This is a genomic window from Spirosoma aureum, assembly GCF_011604685.1.
Taxonomy (GTDB): Bacteria; Bacteroidota; Bacteroidia; order Cytophagales; family Spirosomataceae; genus Spirosoma; species Spirosoma aureum.
In genome coordinates this window covers 8300361-8319206 of record NZ_CP050063.1, presented here as the reverse complement: position 1 = coordinate 8319206, position 18846 = coordinate 8300361, and the positions used below count along the sequence as shown (strand labels likewise).

The window sequence follows — 18846 nt, the reverse complement described above, 5'->3', positions numbered from 1 at the left end:
TTCCCGGTTTCGGAGGGTTACGAAAATAAAGCTGTTGGGTCGCACTGTGAAAGCACTTTCCTATCTGAATAAATATCTCCTCAAGTATAAATGGTATTTGATTTGGGGAACAGTATTCACCATAATATCGAACCTTTTTGGCATTTTTCCTGCCCAGTTAGTTCGCTACGCACTGGATCTGGTGCGCGAAACTCTCGATATTTATTATCTCTACGATAAGTCGCCATTACAATCATCGCTGTATGATGTATTCGCCTTTAGCTTATTGCTGTTCGGCGTTCTTACACTTGTGATGGCATTGCTCAAGGGGTTTTTCCTGTTCCTGGTTCGGCAAACGCTCATTGTCATGTCGCGGCATGTCGAGTATGATCTAAAGAACGAGATCTACGATCATTACCAGACGCTGCCAATTAGTTTCTATCGGCAGCACAGTACCGGCGATTTAATGGCCCGTATTTCGGAAGATGTCAGCAAAGTGCGGATGTATGTTGGGCCAAGCATTATGTATGGACTGAACCTGATTGTTCTGTTTATTCTGGTCATTACCTACATGGTTAGTATCAACGCCCGCTTATCGCTTTATGTGTTGCTACCGCTACCAATTTTGTCGGTTGCCATTTACCTGGTCAATAACATTATCATCCGGCGGTCGGAAGAAATTCAGCGGAGCTTATCGAGACTTTCGACCTATGTGCAGGAAGCTTTTTCCGGAATTCGTGTTCTAAAGGCGTTTGTTCAGGAAAATAATTCGGCAGCCCGGTTCGAACTGGAGAGCGACGAATACCGGAATAAGTCACTTAGCCTGACCCGGGTTGATTCACTATTCTTTCCCATTGTGGCAATTCTGGTTGGCTTGAGTAATGTGCTGGTTGTGTATGTTGGCGGACAGGAGATTCTGGCCGGCCGGCTGACACCGGGTAATATTACCGAATTCATTCTGTACGTAAATATGCTGACCTGGCCGGTCATGGCCCTCGGCTGGACCACAAGTCAGACGCAACGGGCGGCCGCATCGCAGGAACGTATCAATGAGTTCCTGAAAATCAAAACCGATATTGTTTCGCAAAAAAATATCCGCCGGCCAATCAATGGCGAGATTGAGTTCAAAAATGTTCGTTTTGTCTATCCGGATTCGGGTATTGTAGCCATTAAAAACTTCTCGATGCATGTTCGGGCGGGCGAAACGGTGGCTATTCTGGGTACAACGGGTTCGGGGAAAACAACACTCGCCAACCTGCTGACGCGGATGTATGATGTGTCGGCTGGAGAGATCCGGATTGACGATATGCCCCTTAAGGATTATAACTTAACATCAGTACGGGAGCAGATGGGTTACGTTCCACAGGATGTATTCCTGTTCTCCGAAACGATCAGTAATAACGTCCGTTTTGGTAAACCCGATCTATCACAAGAGCGTGTTGATCAGGCTATTCGGGATGCAGACCTGTACCAGAACGTGATCGATTTTCCGGAGCAGTTCGAGACGCGTGTTGGCGAACGGGGTGTTACGCTATCGGGAGGTCAGAAGCAACGGCTAAGCATTGCCCGAGCCATTGTTCGCGATCCCAAAATCCTGATTCTGGACGACTGTCTGTCAGCCGTGGATACGAACACCGAAAATATTATTCTCAACAATTTGAAACGAATCATGGCCGACCGCACGTCGGTTATTATTTCGCACCGGGTTTCTTCGGCAAAGCTGGCCGATACGATCATCATGCTCGACGATGGTGAGATCGTTGAACAAGGTACTCATGAAGATTTGCTGGCTAAAAATGGTGCCTATCGGGAACTGTATGAGAAGCAGTTACAGACCGAGGAAGTATAAGGTATTTTGCTAAAACGAAAACAGCCCGAAAGTTCTAAACTTTCGGGCTGTTTTCGTTTTAGCCAACAATTAACTTCTGCCCTGGCCGCAACGAGCTGCTTCGCATGTGATTGAGCTTTTTAAGCTGATCGATCGTCAACCCATCGTAGCGCTGGGCAATATTCCAGAGTGTATCTCCTTCCTGAACGCGATGGTATTTAGGCTTATAACGCTTCGTTTTGGCAATCGCTTCGGCCTTTTTGCGGCCTTTCGCCGTTCCCTGATCAGCTAATCTCTCGGAACGTGTTTCGGCTACTTCTTTTAGAATAACCAGTTTTTGGCCTCGCTGGATTCGGGTCGACCGTAAGTGGTTCCAGCGTTTAAGATCATAAAGTTCGATATTAAACCGGTCGGCAATGTCGCCAAGATTATCCCCCCGTTTTACGACGTATGTGTGCTTTTTAGGCTTCCGTAACACAACGGTTTCCATGTCCTCTTCCGGCTCATCGGCCGTTTCGGCTGTTGCCAGCTGGACGGCTAGTTTCGCCGTTTTTACTCCCGTTTTCCCTGATGGCGTCGTATCGATGGCAGGTGTTTCGTCCAGTGTAATCCGGGCCAGGGGATTGCTTCCCACAGTTGACCAGATACCCATTGAGTCGGTTCCATACCGAACGTCTTCTGCACTGGCTAATAAAACGTGAGCCATAGCCGCGGGTATCTGACTTGCCGAATCCATAATGGCCTGCCGACGAGACGCAAAATAGTCGTACTGCTGGCGGGGAACCCGAAGCGGGTATCGTTTGGTAGTTTCGGGCAAAATACTCGTTGTGATGGCCGGATTCATTTTTTGTAAATCGGCTAACGGCATCATGCTCTGCCTTGCAAACGTTTCGAGATTGAAATAACCCGTCACCTGAATCGTATCGTGCGGGATAGGGTATTCGTAGTTCTCGGCAAAAATACCGTGATCATTGGCGTAATGCATCAGGTAGGTAAACGCCACAAATTGCGGAACGTATCCGCGTGTCTCCTTGGGTAAGGCATCGAAAATGGTGTAAAAAGAATCACCACCCGACCGGCGCATCGCCCGTTTAACAGCACCTGGCCCGCAGTTATAGGCGGCCATCGCCAGTTCCCAATCGCCGAAAATATTATAGAGATCCCGCAGGTATTTACAGGCCGCTTCGGTTGCCTTAACGGGGTCCATCCGCTCATCTACATAATCGTCCTGGGAGAGCCTGAGATCGCGGCCAGTTCCAGGCATAATCTGCCAAAGGCCACCGGCACCAGCTCGTGAAATAGCCCTTGGATTCAGCGCAGACTCAACGATAGACAGAAATTTCAATTCATCAGGAAGCCCGTAATCAGCGAGCATTCGCTCATAGAGCGGGAAGAAAAGCGGCATCCGTTCGAGCATTAATTTGGTAGCGCTCGCTTTCCGGAAGGTAAAGTAGTCTACATAAGCCTGAACCGACTTATGGTAATTCAGGGGAATTGTTTTTTGAAGTTTAGTCAGGCGTTCACGGAGTAAACTGTCGGGCACCGTTGGAACAACAGCGACAGTGTCTTTTTTGACAATTGTACTATCGGATGATTGTTGACCAGACACGCCTTGCCCGGATTGAATCGTAGTCTCGGCACGGGCAATTGTCATCACGCCCAGCACCGCACTCAACAGCCCCATTCGTAACAGGCTACGGTTCAAGTGGTTCATGCAGTTTTATCGGTTAGGTAATCGTTACGCTTTTATTGAGATGTATGTATATAGGATGCATCGATGAAATTTCTACTGCATCACACATTCACAATCATCCATCAGTTACACATTTCTCTGGCCAATGCTACCAGGGCGCCTTCTGCAAAAGGCGGAGCCATCAATTGTATACCAATTGGCAGACCGGCATCTGTACCATTCGGAATAGAAATGGCCGGGTAACCCACGACGTTTGCCTGAACCGTAAAAATATCGGCAAGGTACATCTGTAGCGGATCTCCGGTTTTTTCGCCCAATCTGAACGCTGCTGTTGGTGTGGTGGGCGACAACAAAAAATCATATTGCTCAAAGACCCGCTCGGTTTCCTGTCGGATCAACCGTCGAACCTGTTGTGCCTTTGTATAATAAGCATCGTAATAACTGGCACTCAACGCAAATGTGCCAAGTAATATCCGACGACGAACCTCTGCGCCAAAGCCTTCTGTGCGACTTTTTTTGTACAACGACAAAAGATCCATTGTTGATGTATCCGATGCCGAATTGTCGGCCTTGCTTCGATAACCATAGCGAACTCCGTCGAAGCGGGACAAATTTGAGGACGCTTCGGCAGTAGTAAGAATATAGTACGTTGGGAGTAAATATTTCAGCAGCGACAGATCGACGGGTTCGACCGTATGACCTGCTTCCCGAAGGGCGTTCAGTTTACGCTGGGTGGCGTCCCGGATACTGGCGTCGATGCCCGTACTTTCGACGCCATCGCGCAGATAAGCAATGCGTAAAGGGCGATCTGGGAGCTGAGTCTGCGAATAAGCCTGAACGGGCTGACTTGAGACCGTGCTGTCGAAATCGTCGGGACCTGCCATGATTTCGAGTAAGAGTGCAGCGTCTTCTACTGTATTTGCAATCGGGCCAATGCAGTCGAACGATGATGCATAAGCAATTAAGCCCCAGCGGCTGATGCGCCCGTAGGTTGGTTTCAGGCCGACCACACCGCAGAAAGCAGCAGGCTGACGTACGGAACCACCCGTGTCGGAACCAATACTGGCCAAACAAAGCCCTGCCTGAACGGCTACTGCCGAACCGCCACTCGATCCACCCGGAACCCGGTCAGGGTCGGCTGCATTGCGAACGGGGCCAAAAGCTGAGTTTTCATTGGAGGAACCCATCGCAAATTCGTCGCAGTTTTGCCGCCCGATAATGATCACATCTTCGTCAAGAAGGCGCTGAACGGCGGTTGCGGTAAATTGTGCGGTGAAGTTGTCCAGGATTCGACTGCCCGCCCGAACGCTGTGTCCGGTATAACTTAGCACATCTTTGATGCCGATGACCATTCCAGCCAACCGCCCGGCTGTACCCGATGCTAATTTCTGGTCAATTTTATCGGCTTTCGCTAAAGATTCATCGGCATATACTTCCGTGAAAGCATTGAGATGGCGATGCTCTTCAATGCGGACGAGGTATTGTTCCACTAACTGGCGGCAGGTAACAGCACCAGATTGAAGATCGGTTTGAACGGTAGTAAAGTTGCGGTAGTGAGCCAAAAGACAAAAAATTAGGGCATCGGATTCAGAACAACAGGTATTTATTCACTGACATCTATTGTTCTGAATCCGATGGTAAGAGCCTCTGATATGGAAACAGAGAATCAGACGGCTCCAGATCGGGGCCGCCTGATTCTCTGTGTATGATAAAATCAATTACTTCTCCGACTCTTTCAGACCTTCTTCGATATTATCGCGAACGTCTTTCGTGGCGTCTTTGAACTCCTTGATACCTTTTCCAAGGCCGCGTGCGAGTTCGGGAATTTTCTTAGCGCCGAACAACAGGAGCAGTGCTAAGAAAATGAACACCATTTCCTGACCGCCCAAACCCATAAATGCCAAAACACTTGCCAAAATCATGATTCCTGGGATTTGAATGTATGCAAAATTAAAAAAACTCTCTCGTACAATCTATTAAAACAGCATGAAACTTATTTGTTTCCAGACAAAAGTGAAAGGAACGGGGCAAAAGATTCTAACGTATTCCGTTTAACCTTTGTTATTCTAGCTACCTATTCGCTGATCTGGTCACTAGCCAATTTTAATAGTTTCGGTTCGGCGAGAAACTTCGTCGCCAGATGTTGGGGCTGAAGTTTCCCATTGCCTGAATTTCTCAATATCGTCTTTAATGCCGCTAAATAGCCACAACATCAACGCAATATCATCTGTCAGTCCCACAATTGGCAGAAAGTCGGGCAGTATATCAATCGGTGAAACGAAGTAGATCAGGACCGCAATCATCCGGATCAGTGTTTTCCAGGGCAATTGGCGATAATCGCCAGATGCATAGGCTTTCAACAGGCGGGTAACAATACTCAATTGTTCACGGAAAGCCGTAATATTAGCACCAGAAAGACCACCACTCTTGTCCAGCGCTTCACGAATCAGCGTGTATAAACTGCGCGTGTTGCGGGCATAGCGGACAGCGCCAATATTAGCCCTCTTAAAGAAGATAGAGCTTAAAATGCGTGATAAGAGACTCTTATTTGCCATTCGTTTAATTAGGTGGAATGTTAGACGTTAGACTGTTATTACTAAACAACTGGATATTGGATGGTACGGCAACCGATTGGTTTAAAATCTACAATCCGGGCACAGGTGTTATTCATATAACGTCAGATTATTTAACAAAAAAAATCTCTAAATAGTCCATAAACTGAGCAACAGGCCCCGAAGTTTATTCTAAACGCGTTGGTTTGTCAAGAGTCGGGTCCGTACTTTTGCGTCGCTTGTTAACCCTTTAATTCCGCATACTGTATGAAAGTTACCGTAGTAGGTGCCGGGGCCGTTGGGGCCACCTGCGCTGACAACATTGCCCGCCGGGAACTCGCCCACGAAGTCGTGCTTTTAGACATCAAAGAAGGCATCAGCGAAGGAAAATCCCTCGATATGCTCCAGGCATCCACTTTACTCGACTGTGACGTGAAGCTGACGGGCTCTACTAATGATTACGAAAAAACAGCCGGTTCGGATGTTGTCGTGATCACATCTGGTTTACCTCGCAAGCCAGGTATGACCCGTGAAGACCTCATCGGTATCAATGCGGGCATCGTGAAAGGGGTAACCGAAAATATCCTGAAGTACTCGCCAGATACGATTTTTATCATTATCTCGAACCCAATGGATACCATGACGTACCTCGCACTGAAGTCGTCGGGGTTACCCAAAAATCGGGTTATTGGTTTGGGCGGTGCCCTGGATTCCGCTCGTTTTAAAACCTATCTGTCCCTGGCTATGAACTGTTCACCGAACGATTTACAGGCTTCGGTGATCGGTGGACATGGCGATACGACCATGATTCCATTGACTCGTCTGGCAACCAAAGCGGGTGTTCCGGTAAGCCAGTTTCTAAACGACGAAACGCTGAAAAAAGTGGCTGCCGATACTATGGTGGGCGGTGCTACGCTGACAGGTTTGATCGGAACATCGGCCTGGTATGCGCCGGGTGCTGCGGGGGCCTATATGGTTGAGAGTATCCTGCGCGACCAGAAGCGGGTAATTCCATCCTGCGTATTGCTGGAAGGCGAATATGGTCAGTCAGACATTTGCCTCGGCGTTCCGGTCGTTCTGGGTCGGACTGGTTGGGAAGAAATCATTGACTATAAATTGAATGACGATGAGCAGGCCGCTTTCAATAAATCGGCTGATGCTGTCCGGAACATGAACAATGTTCTCAGCACCCTCAATATTGGTGTATAGAAATTGTTCGTATACCTATAGTAAAAAAGGCTTCGTTGGTGGAGCCTTTTTTAATTGCCGTTTCCTAAGCAATCTGTAAACCGAAAGCTCATCATACGTTAATTTGGACTCTATAAACCTATATGTACCACTTGATTGATTTTACAATGAAGAAACTTTCCCTGCTTCTATTGCTTTGCCTGGTTGTAATGGTGTCTGCTTTTCGGAGCGACAGAAAAACTATTGACCGGGGCGATGATTTTGCTACTGTATATGTCTACCGGGGTGGGCAGTTTTTTGGTTCTACATTGAACTATAGTATTTATGTCAATGGAACAAAAATCTGCAAACTGAGCAACAACAAATACATTGAATACAAAGCAAAACCAGGAAAGCTGTCGATAACAGCCCAGCGTGGAGGGATCGAGGTATTTAAACGGGAAACCGAACTGGAGCTGGATGCTGAAGCTGGCAAAAAATACTACGTTAAAGGCGATGTGAAATCGAGTATAACCCGAACACGTCTTGAAATGTCAGAAGTGACTGAAAATACGGCCAAACGTGATATGAAAGATATGACACTTGATAATTGCCAGGAAGCGTTAAATAAATGAAGTAAGTCTTTCGCTGGCATTAATAGTATCAAAAAGACCCGCCAGTAACTGAGCGGGTCTTTTTGATAGGGTAAATTTGGGCTTTTGTTAGTATTTATTCAGGATCGAATCCGGTAAAAATTTCACGTCTAAGCCACTCGCTTTCATGAGGTTTGCGCGGTTATTCTGCCCATCTACATAGGCTGGATTTACGACCATCGACCGATTGTAGTAGTACGAAGCCAGTTCCAGTTTCTGCCGGTTATTTTGTGCAAAACCTTCACCCTGATAGATTACGCCCAGATTATTATAAGCCGGCGCATAGGCGTTGGCCGCCCGAATGGTCTGCTTGTAATAATATTTGGCCGAATCGACGTTAGGCGTGATTTTCTGGAATACGTAAGCCATCGAAAAATAAGCTTCGCCAAAATTCGGGTAAATTCGGGTTGACTCCTGTAGGTGATCCAGCGCCCAGCGGCCGTGTTTATTGGCGTGAGCAATATTTGTATCAATCAAGGTCTGCGCTTTTTTGATTTGATCAGGCGACGGTTTTGGCTTTATCGCGTTTGTCGCATTGGCAACAGAATCGGCCTTGTTACGGTCTTTAAGCCCTTTTTCAATCCATTCATTGGCAACATGGCGCTGAACCTGACAACTATTGGGTGCGTAGGGGAGAGCTGAGTTAAAGAGAATGAAGTTATTCTCCCAATCGCGGTTGCGTTCGATGGTTTTGAACGAATAAAGCCCTGCTACTACGGCCATTAAGCCCAGCAGAGGAGCATAGCGGACATAAACTGGTTTAAGTGCCAGCTCATCGCTGCCCGTTGCTGGAGCTTTGACCAACAGTTTTTGTAACCCCCAGATCAGAATAAATCCAAATCCCATCACGGCTGCATAGGCAAATCGTTCGGCAAAAATGCCGCCCCGAAGCCAGATGAAACCGAGTCCGGGAGCCATCGTAACGAAAAACCAGAATAGACCGAAGCCCCACAATGTCCGCTTGATAAACCCTTTCCAGGTTAGCCAGAGCATACCCACAAAGGCAATAAAGCCTGCCCATGTTAGCAAATCTCCCTTGCCACCCGACGGAATCACGTTATACGAATAATCGTAAACAAGTGGATGAGGCAGAACCAGCAAGCGGAGATAGTAGATCAGAAACTTGAACGTGGTTGATTTCTGGGTTTTTTCAATCGCGTATGGATAGTTAGCCCAGTCGACGGGTGGCGTACCGCTCAGGGTTCCAATCATTTTTTGTTTCTGATAGAAGAACAGCGCTGCTACGATCAGGAACGGCCATAAACTGATCAATGATTGCCATACGTTTCGGCGGGCGAACCAATATTGCATCGCTGGAATGAGTCCCAGGCTGACAATTGACGATTCTTTGGATAGGAATGCCAGGTAAAGAGATACACAAGCTCCTATGATCCAGCCCCATTGCTTTGTTTCCAGATACCGCCAGTATGAGAGCAGCATCAACGAAATAAACAGAAAGCTCAGAATCTCGTCACGCCCTTTGATGTTGGCAACGATCTCAGTATGAATCGGGTGCGCAATAAAGACGAGACCGATCAGAAAAGAAGTAATGGTTTGACCAGGCAGCCACTTCTGCAACAAAGCACCAATCACCAGACCCGTCAGCGCATACAGCCCTGCATTGATCATGTGGCTGATATTTGGATCATCTTTGAAATACTCCTGCTCGATAGCAAATGTGATCAGCGATAAGGGTCGGTAGTAGCCAAGTGAAATGTTGCTGAAATGCCAGAATTCTGTTCGCATCAGGTCTGGAATACCAGCGATGCCTTTCTTTACGAATAAATTCTGACCTACTGCCGCAATGTCATCAAGTGCGTATTGATGCCCAAATGTGTTCACATAGAGTAAAAAACCAAGTAAGGCCAAAACGGCAAGCGGCCACCAAATGATCTGGCGTGCTTCAATTGGTAAATCAGGCGTTGATGGGGGGTCTACCGATTTAGGTGCGGTCGGTCGGATTGGTGGACGCAGGGTAGCCTCGGCTGACCGGCCAGGTATGGGGCGATTATTGGCAGGAGTAAGAGCAGGTTTGGGTGTCACCGGGCGATTTGGCCGATCTGGGCCGGGTCGATCCGGGCCTGGTCCTGAAGGTTGTTTTTTTTTAGCCATGACAGCAGATAACTCGTCTATTTTATGGGCAAATTGTAGTTACTTCGCTAACTATGGAGACTAAGTAGTTTCAAGTTACTTTTTCTCAGTGGTAAAGTTCCATAAGAATGTCAGTAAAATCAATTCAAGTGTACGATCAACTCAAAAGTATTCTTGTTGGGCTCAGCCTGATTACACTGCTCAACGGTTGCTTGCCAACCGCCACGCCGAAATCTACCGGTCAGGGTTCGACCGAACCAACTCGCGATGACAACCTGGCGTTAGGTAATCCGAGTGAAGCGTCGATTAGCGACCCCAATAATTACTTACTCGTAAAGTCGGCTTACGTGCTTTCCTACAGCCGCAGCCGGGGTATTGCAAACTGGGTTAGCTGGCACCTTAGCTCGGCCTGGAAAGGTGATAGCCGCCGAACGAACGATTTTCGACCCGACCCAACGCTTCCAACGGATTGGTTTGCGGTCCGCACATCGGATTATACCAATACCGGTTTCGACCGAGGTCACCTGTGCCCTTCCGACGATCGGGATAGTTCGCCTGAAGATAACGCAGCCACGTTTCTCCTATCCAACATCGTGCCACAAGCTCCACGACATAACCGTGAGGTCTGGAAAAGTTTAGAAGATTATGAACGTCAACTCACGACCACGGGCAATGAAGTCTATGTTATTGCCGGAACTTATGGCACTGGAGGAACTGGTCAGAACGGCTATATGACCAAGCTTGCTAACGGATATCTGACCGTTCCGGCAACACTCTGGAAAATAATCATCGTGCTGCCAACAGGGTCGAATGACGCTGAACGAGTTTCAACCGATACGCGTATTATAGCCGTCAACATTCCAAATAACCAAACAGCTGCGGATAAACCCTGGCGAGCCTACATGACTAGTGTTGACGCGTTGGAAGATCTAACGGGTTATAATTTCCTGACGAACGTACCAACTGGAATTCAGCGGATCATCGAAGCCAGAATCGATGGCGGAAACAGCTAGTAGAAAAACGATCTTAAACCAAAAAAGCGGACAAACGTCCGCTTTTTCGTTAGGCTACAGATACTTCAATCGGCATCGTCGCCTGAATGCGCTGCGTCCGTCGACGCAATAGGGCAATTGCTTCGTCTTCATCGGCAAAAGCATTGTTCACATTGACCATATGGCTGGCCAATACATCATATCGTTTACGCATCAGCAAAAAGAAAACTTGCAAAAAGTCCAGCCCATCAAAAATAATAGCCTGATTTTGAGCGTATTTGTCAATAGTTTTCTGGAAAAAAACTGGATGTTCGGTCCAGTGCATACCCGGACGGATGTGATGGCTTATGTGATAGCCATCGTTCCAGCATTTTTTATTGTACTTTACATTGATGCAGGTAATACTATTTTTATAAGCATTCCCCGGATCGTCAAAATCCACAAACGCGTGTTGAGTCCAGTTGCCCATCATCGCAATCATGCGGTAAATAAATAGCGGAAGCAGGAATACGAGTACAGTTGCTGGCCAGTTTACAAAGCACAGCAGGGTACAAAGTAAACCGAACACGATTTCGCCAGTCATGGCCCGGCTCGCTAATTTGTTGCGATTTTTTCGGCGGAGGTAGCCCAGTAAATTATGAACGCCTAACACAAAAAATTGGCCAAAATAACTCAGGAAGCTACGAAGACTATCGCGCTGGAACTCCATTGTGCTACTGTCGTCATCTTCCAGATTGTTCTCTGGATGGTGCATACCAATATGATGGCTGTAGTAGGTTTCGGGTGTGTGCCCGAAAAAAGGAGCCAGTATCCACGGTAAATAGTTATTCAATCGAGGGTATTCGGCCTTGAAAAATGGGCGATGACTCGTACAGTGAAGCATGAGCCCGAATGGACCTTTAAAAACGAAATTGCTAACATAAAAATGAATGGCAGCTACGGCCCACCACACCCAGCCGGTTATAAACGGCATAAACAACAAAGCCGCCAGCGGAATTAGAATAAAACTTATGCGGATTGTGAGATATACGAACGGTAGGTCACGTTCGTCTTTAATGTAGGGGAGGAAAAATTGGTCAAGCCGATTATAAGTCCGGCCCGTAAATGTAGGGTCGTGTATGGTGCCAAGCACTTTCATAGACGATACGGTGGTTAAAGGGTTAAGACAATAAAAAAAACAGGCAGTTTCGATTGTTGTATGTACGACAATCGAAACTGCCTGGACTATACTTATAACGAAAAAAAAGAATTCAAATTGAATAATCCAGCATTAGAAACACTATTGATTTAATAGACAAAAGAACTAAGAAGAAACGATAAAGACAACTGCTTGATAAATAAAGCCTTATCTTTTTTCTTGGTTTAGTCTATTTATTTCATTTTTTTTCAACAGCATGACCACCAAACTCATTACGAAGAGCCGCTACCACTTTACCCGTGAAGGTGTCATCTTGTAACGAACGGTAGCGCATAATGAGCGAAAGGGCCATGACGGGAGTTGGAACGCCCAGGTCGAGAGCCGTTTCAAGGGTCCACTTTCCTTCGCCCGATGAAAACATTTTTCCCTTGATCGCATCGAGTCTTGCATCTTTTTTGAAGGCATTTTCGGTTAATTCCATCAGCCAGCCGCGGATCACCGAACCATTGCTCCACATGCGTGCAACGGCCTCAAAATCAAATGGAAATGGGCTCTTTTCCAATACTTCAAAACCTTCGGCAATGGATTGCATCATGCCATATTCAATGCCATTATGCACCATTTTTGTGAAGTGACCGCTACCCGCCGGACCTGTGTAGAGGTAGCCGTTCTCAACAGAAATATCGCTAAATATACCATGTAATGGCTCAATCACATCCGGATCTCCACCAACCATCGTGCAGGCGCCATTCAATGCGCCACTGATTCCGCCACTGGTTCCACAATCGAGAAAACCGATGCCTTTTTCTTGCAGATAAGCATGTCTGCGGATAGAATCCTGATAACGCGAATTGCCGCCATCAATAACCACATCGCCGGGTTGCATATAGGCAAGCAATTGGTCAATAACTTTATCGACGAGCGGACCGGCTGGAATCATCAGCCATAAAACGCGTTTTTCGGGTAACGCGTTATACAGGTCCTGAAGCGTTGTAACTCCCTGTGCACCTTCTGCTTTAACGGCTTCAACCAGTGTTTCATTGATGTCATAACCGACAACCGTATGGCCATGACGGACCAGGTTAGCAACGAGGTTGAACCCCATTTTACCCAAGCCAATAAATCCAATGTGCATAATGATCAATGATTTTAGTGGTCAAATTGGCGAATTTTTCTGAAACGCCAGCCGCAAAACGGCCAGAATTTAAAAACGGTGATTGGGGTATAGTCTCGACCAGATAAGGGCCAGAACTACGCCAACAATTGTTCCGGCAAAATCGGCAGCCAGGTCGGCCCAGTCGGCACTACGATTAATAGGTAACAGATATTGAAGTGCTTCTATCAAACCTCCTAAAATCAGCCCGGCCATAATAACGATATTTAGCCGAATACCAGCCTCCATCCAGAGTAATCCGAAGAGCGCAAATATGGCAATGTGCAGCAGTTTATCACTCCAGGTTATTAAAACACCGGGTACCTGATCATGAGGGGTCAGGCAGCCAATAAGCATGATAATTGTCCAGCCAATAGCCAGCCAACGGGTTATGGTTAAATAATTCATTCTAATCAGTTCAATTCTATACGGTTGTCTTCAGTCTATTTACTGTTATCAGCAAAAAGAAGGCCATTAAACTAATCAGATAAACGACATTACGCGAGTCTATTAAGCCACGACCCAGGGCGCGATACTGCTCATCTAATGCAAAATAGGCCAAATAGAAGGATAAACTGCCAAGTATTGACAATCCGGCCAGTGCGCTCAAACCACTATAAAGCAGAAAAGAAAAAAAAACGCCCAGCACAAAAGCAACTACCTGATTCTCATTGAGTGACGATGCCCAGAGACCGATGGCAACAAAAACACCAGCCAGTAAAACAAGGCCTATGTATGAACCAAACACACCGGCTGAGTCGATATTGCCAATCGGTGAACCGAGTTGATATAAGGATATGTAATAAAGCAGCGTTGGCAGCAGCGTCACGAAAACCAGTAACCAGCTCGCCAGAAATTTCCCACCTACCACGCCCCACCGACTGACCGGCTTAGTCAGCAGCCATTCGAGCGTGCCGGAACGCACTTCGTCGGCAATGGAGCGCATGGTAATTGCCGGTACAAGAAACAGCATGACATAGGGAGTCAGGTTGAAAAAAGTACCCATATCCGCATAACCATTTTCAAGCAGGCTAGTGTCAGGAAATACCCATAGCAATAAGCCTGTCACCGTCAGGAACACAGCCATGATGATATAGGCGATAGGTGACGAGAAAAACTGATTGACTTCTTTGCGAAAAATGGCAAGCACAGGGTTTTTAATTATGTAAACAGTGATTAGGTAATTATACAGTATATACGAAAAGACTATAATTGAATTACCAAGTTACCTAATTACCTGTTTATTCAAACGGATTGGTTTTATTCCGGCGTATAAATGCGGCAATAATTAATGACAAAAGAGCCCCGAAGATGAGCGTACCGAACACACCAGCAATGAAGGTAAAGCCCGGTGATTGAAATTTTTGTGAAAATTCGAGGGCCTGATCAATCTGCTCATCGGATAATTTTCCCTGTTCTTCCAGCTTTTCGCGTGCCTGTTCAAAAGCCCGTTGCTGAATAGTAGGATCAATAACGACGTTGTAGAAAGTAATAAACGCAGCCGATAATAATCCTCCGACGGCCGATAAGAGTGCGCCAATACCGAACCCTTCGCCATAGCTCATGTAGCCACCTGTACTTGTCCTATAGTCTCGCATGGCCAGTATTAAAAAAGCAACCATAGCAACGAGAGTCAATAGATTAAACCAGCCATTACCTGCCTGATCGGTGAGGTACATCACCAGCGTGATGGCGATCAGGGCTAAACCGAGAAAGAGCCCCCATTTCAACGCAATGCGGGTGGAGGAGGGTTGTTCGTTCATATTCGTATCGGGCTAGGCTAACAAAACAGTGTAAGGAGAATGTTTTTTGTCGTCAGATCTACTGCAAAACGTTGTAATCCTGCTTGCGGAAAATCAGCGAAATAATGAGGACTGGCAGTACTGCCAGTGCCGTTTTTTTCGTCAACTCGTCAGGAAGCAGTACACCGGGTGTCATGTTCGAAACCTTTGACCATTGGTCGTTGAACGTATCGGGTCCAAACTGATCAACTAATTGTTTCTTGCCTTCGAGCAGTAATTTTTTAGAATTAACGACGTACTCAGCAAAGACATCCGGATTGACCTGGGTCACAAAGAAATAAATAAGCCAGGCGGTCACCAGAGCTGCAATGGTATTCAGCACGTAGCAAATCGTTATGCCTTCCCAAAGATGCAGCATGCCGTGGCCGATGTATTTTCGATAATACCAAACGGCAGCTATCATCATGATGATGTGAATGCCGAAATCCAAAACCCGAATATTGCCGAGTGGCGCTATCCCCAGTGCATAAAGCGCCAGAAAATAGAGAAAACATAAAACACCCGTAGCCAGCCCGCTAAGAAGCGGAATCTTTAACAACGGATGATTGAAATAAGCGAGGATAGCTTTCATGCATTATGGTTAAATTGACCCTGATGCACAGTCCCGATAACACGTCCGGTAAGCGTCTGACCTAAAAAGGGCGAATTTTTTGATTTAGAGAATGTTTGGTCATAAACCCAGGTTCCGGCTGGATCAAATAGCGTAAGGCTGGCGGGTTGACCTTCCGCAATAGTTACGGACGGCAATCTCAGAATATGCCTCGGACGAATCGTCAGCTTGTCGATTAATTGAGACAGCGAAAGGTTTCGATTGTGCGTTGCTGCGAGCGCAAAAACAGTTTCCAGGCCAATGATGCCGAACTCCGCCTGATCAAACTCCAGATTTTTGCTTTCCGCGTCCTGTGGCGTATGATCTGATACAATTGCATCGATTGTTCCGTCGACCAGGCCAGCCCAAAGCGCGTCTACATCCTTTACTGACCGGAAGGGTGGATTTACTTTCAGGTTGGTGTCAAATCCGGCCAGTGCTGAATCATCGAATACAAGCTGATGAGCCGCAACATCGCAACTTACAGGCGTACCGTTGGCCTTTGCCTGACGAATCAGTTCAACCGAACGAGCCGATGAAATGGTCGAGAAATGAAGAACAGGGCGGACATGCGTATTATCCGCTCCCAGCACATAATCCAGTAGCCGTAAATCCCGCTCAACCATTAATTCTTCGGCTAGAGCAGGAATCCCCTTCAGGCCAAGCAACGTACTCTGGATGCCTTCGTGCATTTGCCCGAAAAGCGTTAGCAGCGTTTCCTCGGGCCGATTCATCAGTAAGCCATCAACGGGCTGAAGGTATTGTAATGTCTTGAGAAACAGGTCTGGATTTTGAAGCGTATGAGTTCCGTCAGTAAACGCTACGGCTCCGGCGTGGTGGAGGTCGAGCATTTCGGTGAAGTCTTCTCCAGCCGCTTTCTTTGTTACAGCCGCCGTAACATGGACGCTTACAGGCTGCCCTTCGGCCATACGCCGGATGTAGCCCAGTGGTCCTTTCGAATCAATGACAGGCAGTGTGTTGGGAAGGACCACAATATCCGTAAAACCACCGGCTTTTGCGGCCTGACATACGCTTGTAATGTCTTCTTTGTGCTCAAAACCAGGGTCCTGCGCTGATACGCGCATATCTACCCAGCCTGGGGACACATGTAAATTGTCGACTTCTACAATACGAACGCCCTCATCGACTTGTAGGTTAATGCCGATTTGCCGGATCAGGCCGTTTATAATGAACAGATCAACTAGCTGTCCGTCGAACAACGAAGCGGGGTCTATAATACGGGCGGAACGAAGTAAGAGTTGCATAACCTTCACCCTTCTTTATTTTCATGAAGAGGGGGATATGGGGTAAAATATAGGTATAAAAAAGGCTCCACGGGCGGTCAGCCTGGCGGAGCCTTCTCAAGTTTTGTCAAAGAGTGAATCAGGCACCAACCAATTCCTGATAGGCATCCGCCTTTAGCAATCCGTCGTTCTGATTGATGTCGACTGGTTTCACACGAATGATCCAGCCTTCGCCATAGGGGTCGCTATTCAGTAATTCGGGTGACTTTTCGATCGCTGGGTTTAGCTCCAATACTTCACCTTCAATTGGCAAAAAGAGGTCAGATACGGTTTTAACCGCTTCAACCGAACCGAAAACGTCACCTTTCGCGAGCGATTGCCCAACGGTAGTAACGTCTACATAGACGATGTCGCCCAGTTCATGCTGCGCGAAGTCCGTAATGCCGATTAAGGCTGTGCCATCAGCTTCTATCCGAATCCACTCGTGATCCTCCGTATAACTCAGTTCTGCAGGAAAATTCATTGCGGGGTGATTGATTTATACGCACAAAATACGGTAGACTAGCTCGGATTTGCAAATGGCAATGCACTGTGCTCACTCCAATGGATCAGCCTTTCTTCACTTGACCATCGTCGACTGGGTAGGCGAAAAACTAGCGGGAGCCAGCCTGTCGCGGCCCTGACGCTCAATCATCCATTGAGGATATGGCTTGGGCCGGGCACTAACTTCATCGAGTTGTTCCAACTGCTCGGTGGTCAGACTGAGATCAGCCGCTTTAATATTGTCGATTAGTTGATCCGTATTTTTAGCACCAATAATCACGCTCGTTACGCCCGGTTTAGCCAGAACCCAGGCCAGGGCAATACGCGCTACCGATACGCCATGATCTTCGCCAATGCGTTGCATGACTTCGATAATATCGTAGGCTTTTTCCTGATCGATGGGCGGGAAATCGAAACTAAGACGACGTGACCCATCGGCGGGCTTATTATCACGCGTGTATTTACCCGAAAGGAAACCACCGGCCAATGGGCTCCAGGGCAAGATGGCCATCTGTTGATCCTGCACCAGTGGTACGATTTCGTTTTCGAGATCGCGACCGGCAATGGAGTAATAATTCTGGGTTGAAACAAATTTACTCCAGCCATACTTGTCGGCAATACCATTTGCTTTCATGATTTGCCAGGCAGCCAGATTTGAACAGCCAATGTAGCGAACTTTACCACTGCGCACTACATCTTCCAGTCCACGCATGGTCTCTTCCAATGGTGTTGACGAATCGAAACCATGAATCTGGTACAAATCGACATAGTCTGTCTGTAACCGCTTCAGACTGTCGTCCAGTTGCTGAATGATTTGTAAACGGCCCAGCCCAACCTGGTTTTTGCCCTCGCCCATTCGCCCCCGAACTTTGGTTGCAATAACGAGCTCACTTCGCGATAATCCCAGGCTTTTGAGAGCCTCGCCTAAAAGCGACTCTGACTTTCCGAATGAATAAACGTTGGCGGTATCGATGAAATTAATACCTTCATCGACAGCGGTTTTGATAATCTCATTGACACTATCCTGCTGGAGTTCACCAATTGCCTGCCAATGGCCATCACCACCAAAGGTCATGGTACCCAGACAGATTTCGGACACCTGGACTCCGGTGTTACCGAGAAAATTGTAGTTCATGGTCTCTTTTGTTAATGTACATAAAGTCAACCAGCAAACGGTCAACTTTGTTGACCGAATTGTAAAGCAATTTTTCGGCAGGGAGATGGGTTTGCTATGAGCGTTGGGAGCCTGCCAGTTATTGCCAACGCTTAAGCCGATTAGCAAAAAATAGCATATCGATTTCGGCTCAATACAAGCGATGATCCGTAACCGTTGAGCAATATGCTTATCAGCAAAATACGTTGCCGTCTGTTGGGCATTACAAACGGCATTGGCTATTTGTAGTGCCGAAACGTGCTGTTCCG

General features: G+C 47.1%; 18 protein-coding genes. 4 read left to right on the top strand and 14 right to left on the bottom strand.

The annotated features are described in order from the left end of the window. Positions 1-46: 46 nt before the first annotated feature. Complete coding sequence (locus G8759_RS33260) at positions 47-1828, top strand: ABC transporter ATP-binding protein (protein ID WP_167217750.1); 1782 nt, start codon at positions 47-49, stop codon at positions 1826-1828. 58 nt (positions 1829-1886) lie between these two features. On the opposite strand, the gene G8759_RS33255 is transcribed toward G8759_RS33260, so the two are convergent. The 4 genes from G8759_RS33255 to G8759_RS33240 all read right to left on the bottom strand — a co-directional run bounded on the left by G8759_RS33255 (position 1887) and on the right by G8759_RS33240 (position 6055). Continuing rightward, on the bottom strand, positions 1887-3521 hold the full coding sequence (locus G8759_RS33255) for a lytic transglycosylase domain-containing protein (protein ID WP_167217748.1): 1635 nt from the start codon (positions 3519-3521) through the stop codon (positions 1887-1889). Between the two features lie 101 nt (positions 3522-3622). Continuing rightward, positions 3623-5062 (bottom strand): Asp-tRNA(Asn)/Glu-tRNA(Gln) amidotransferase subunit GatA, encoded by a 1440-nt coding sequence (gatA, locus tag G8759_RS33250; RefSeq protein ID WP_167217746.1) that lies wholly within the window; start codon positions 5060-5062, stop codon positions 3623-3625. A 156-nt stretch (positions 5063-5218) separates the two neighbouring features. Then, the gene (locus G8759_RS33245) at positions 5219-5422 is read right to left on the bottom strand and encodes a Sec-independent protein translocase subunit TatA/TatB (RefSeq protein ID WP_162389249.1); all 204 of its coding nucleotides are present in this window, start codon (positions 5420-5422) and stop codon (positions 5219-5221) included. A 171-nt stretch (positions 5423-5593) separates the two neighbouring features. Next, a complete protein-coding gene (locus G8759_RS33240; RefSeq protein ID WP_167217744.1) occupies positions 5594-6055 on the bottom strand; it encodes a YkvA family protein in 462 nt (153 codons plus the stop codon). A gap of 264 nt (positions 6056-6319) precedes the next feature. On the opposite strand from G8759_RS33240, the gene mdh reads away from it, so the two are divergent. Further along, positions 6320-7261: a malate dehydrogenase gene (gene mdh, locus G8759_RS33235; RefSeq protein WP_167217743.1), complete on the top strand. Its 942-nt coding sequence runs from the start codon at positions 6320-6322 to the stop codon at positions 7259-7261. A gap of 146 nt (positions 7262-7407) precedes the next feature. Then, complete coding sequence (locus G8759_RS33230) at positions 7408-7854, top strand: DUF2846 domain-containing protein (RefSeq protein WP_167217741.1); 447 nt, start codon at positions 7408-7410, stop codon at positions 7852-7854. Between the two features lie 87 nt (positions 7855-7941). Here the strand turns inward: G8759_RS33230 and G8759_RS33225 are convergent, their stop codons facing one another. Then, positions 7942-9984, bottom strand: a complete 2043-nt coding sequence (locus tag G8759_RS33225) for a tetratricopeptide repeat protein (protein WP_167217738.1) — start codon at positions 9982-9984, stop codon at positions 7942-7944. Between the two features lie 107 nt (positions 9985-10091). Between G8759_RS33225 and G8759_RS33220 the strand changes: the two genes are divergently transcribed. Continuing rightward, complete coding sequence (locus G8759_RS33220; protein WP_167217736.1) at positions 10092-10976, top strand: DNA/RNA non-specific endonuclease; 885 nt, start codon at positions 10092-10094, stop codon at positions 10974-10976. Positions 10977-11025: 49 nt separating this feature from the next. Here G8759_RS33220 and G8759_RS33215 read toward each other — a convergent pair whose 3' ends face one another. The 9 genes from G8759_RS33215 to G8759_RS33175 form a co-directional block, all read right to left on the bottom strand. Continuing rightward, the gene (locus tag G8759_RS33215; protein ID WP_167217734.1) at positions 11026-12093 is read right to left on the bottom strand and encodes a fatty acid desaturase family protein; all 1068 of its coding nucleotides are present in this window, start codon (positions 12091-12093) and stop codon (positions 11026-11028) included. Between the two features lie 238 nt (positions 12094-12331). After that, the gene (gnd, locus tag G8759_RS33210; RefSeq protein ID WP_167217732.1) at positions 12332-13228 is read right to left on the bottom strand and encodes a phosphogluconate dehydrogenase (NAD(+)-dependent, decarboxylating); all 897 of its coding nucleotides are present in this window, start codon (positions 13226-13228) and stop codon (positions 12332-12334) included. A 69-nt stretch (positions 13229-13297) separates the two neighbouring features. Continuing rightward, a complete protein-coding gene (locus G8759_RS33205) occupies positions 13298-13654 on the bottom strand; it encodes a VanZ family protein (protein ID WP_167217730.1) in 357 nt (118 codons plus the stop codon). Between the two features lie 16 nt (positions 13655-13670). Next, positions 13671-14396 (bottom strand): gliding motility-associated ABC transporter permease subunit GldF, encoded by a 726-nt coding sequence (gene gldF / locus G8759_RS33200; RefSeq protein WP_167217728.1) that lies wholly within the window; start codon positions 14394-14396, stop codon positions 13671-13673. Between the two features lie 91 nt (positions 14397-14487). Continuing rightward, entirely contained in the window at positions 14488-15009 is a 522-nt protein-coding gene (locus G8759_RS33195; protein WP_167217726.1) for a DUF4199 domain-containing protein, read from the bottom strand. Positions 15010-15067: 58 nt separating this feature from the next. After that, the gene (locus G8759_RS33190) at positions 15068-15619 is read right to left on the bottom strand and encodes a DUF4199 domain-containing protein (RefSeq protein WP_162389238.1); all 552 of its coding nucleotides are present in this window, start codon (positions 15617-15619) and stop codon (positions 15068-15070) included. Next, a complete protein-coding gene (locus G8759_RS33185; RefSeq protein ID WP_167217724.1) occupies positions 15616-16902 on the bottom strand; it encodes a dihydroorotase in 1287 nt (428 codons plus the stop codon). The genes G8759_RS33190 and G8759_RS33185 overlap by 4 nt, the downstream gene beginning before the upstream one ends. Before the next feature lie 118 nt (positions 16903-17020). Beyond that, a complete protein-coding gene (gene gcvH, locus G8759_RS33180) occupies positions 17021-17404 on the bottom strand; it encodes a glycine cleavage system protein GcvH (protein WP_167217722.1) in 384 nt (127 codons plus the stop codon). A 96-nt stretch (positions 17405-17500) separates the two neighbouring features. Beyond that, positions 17501-18559, bottom strand: a complete 1059-nt coding sequence (locus tag G8759_RS33175; RefSeq protein ID WP_167217720.1) for an aldo/keto reductase — start codon at positions 18557-18559, stop codon at positions 17501-17503. Between the last annotated feature and the right edge of the window lie 287 nt (positions 18560-18846).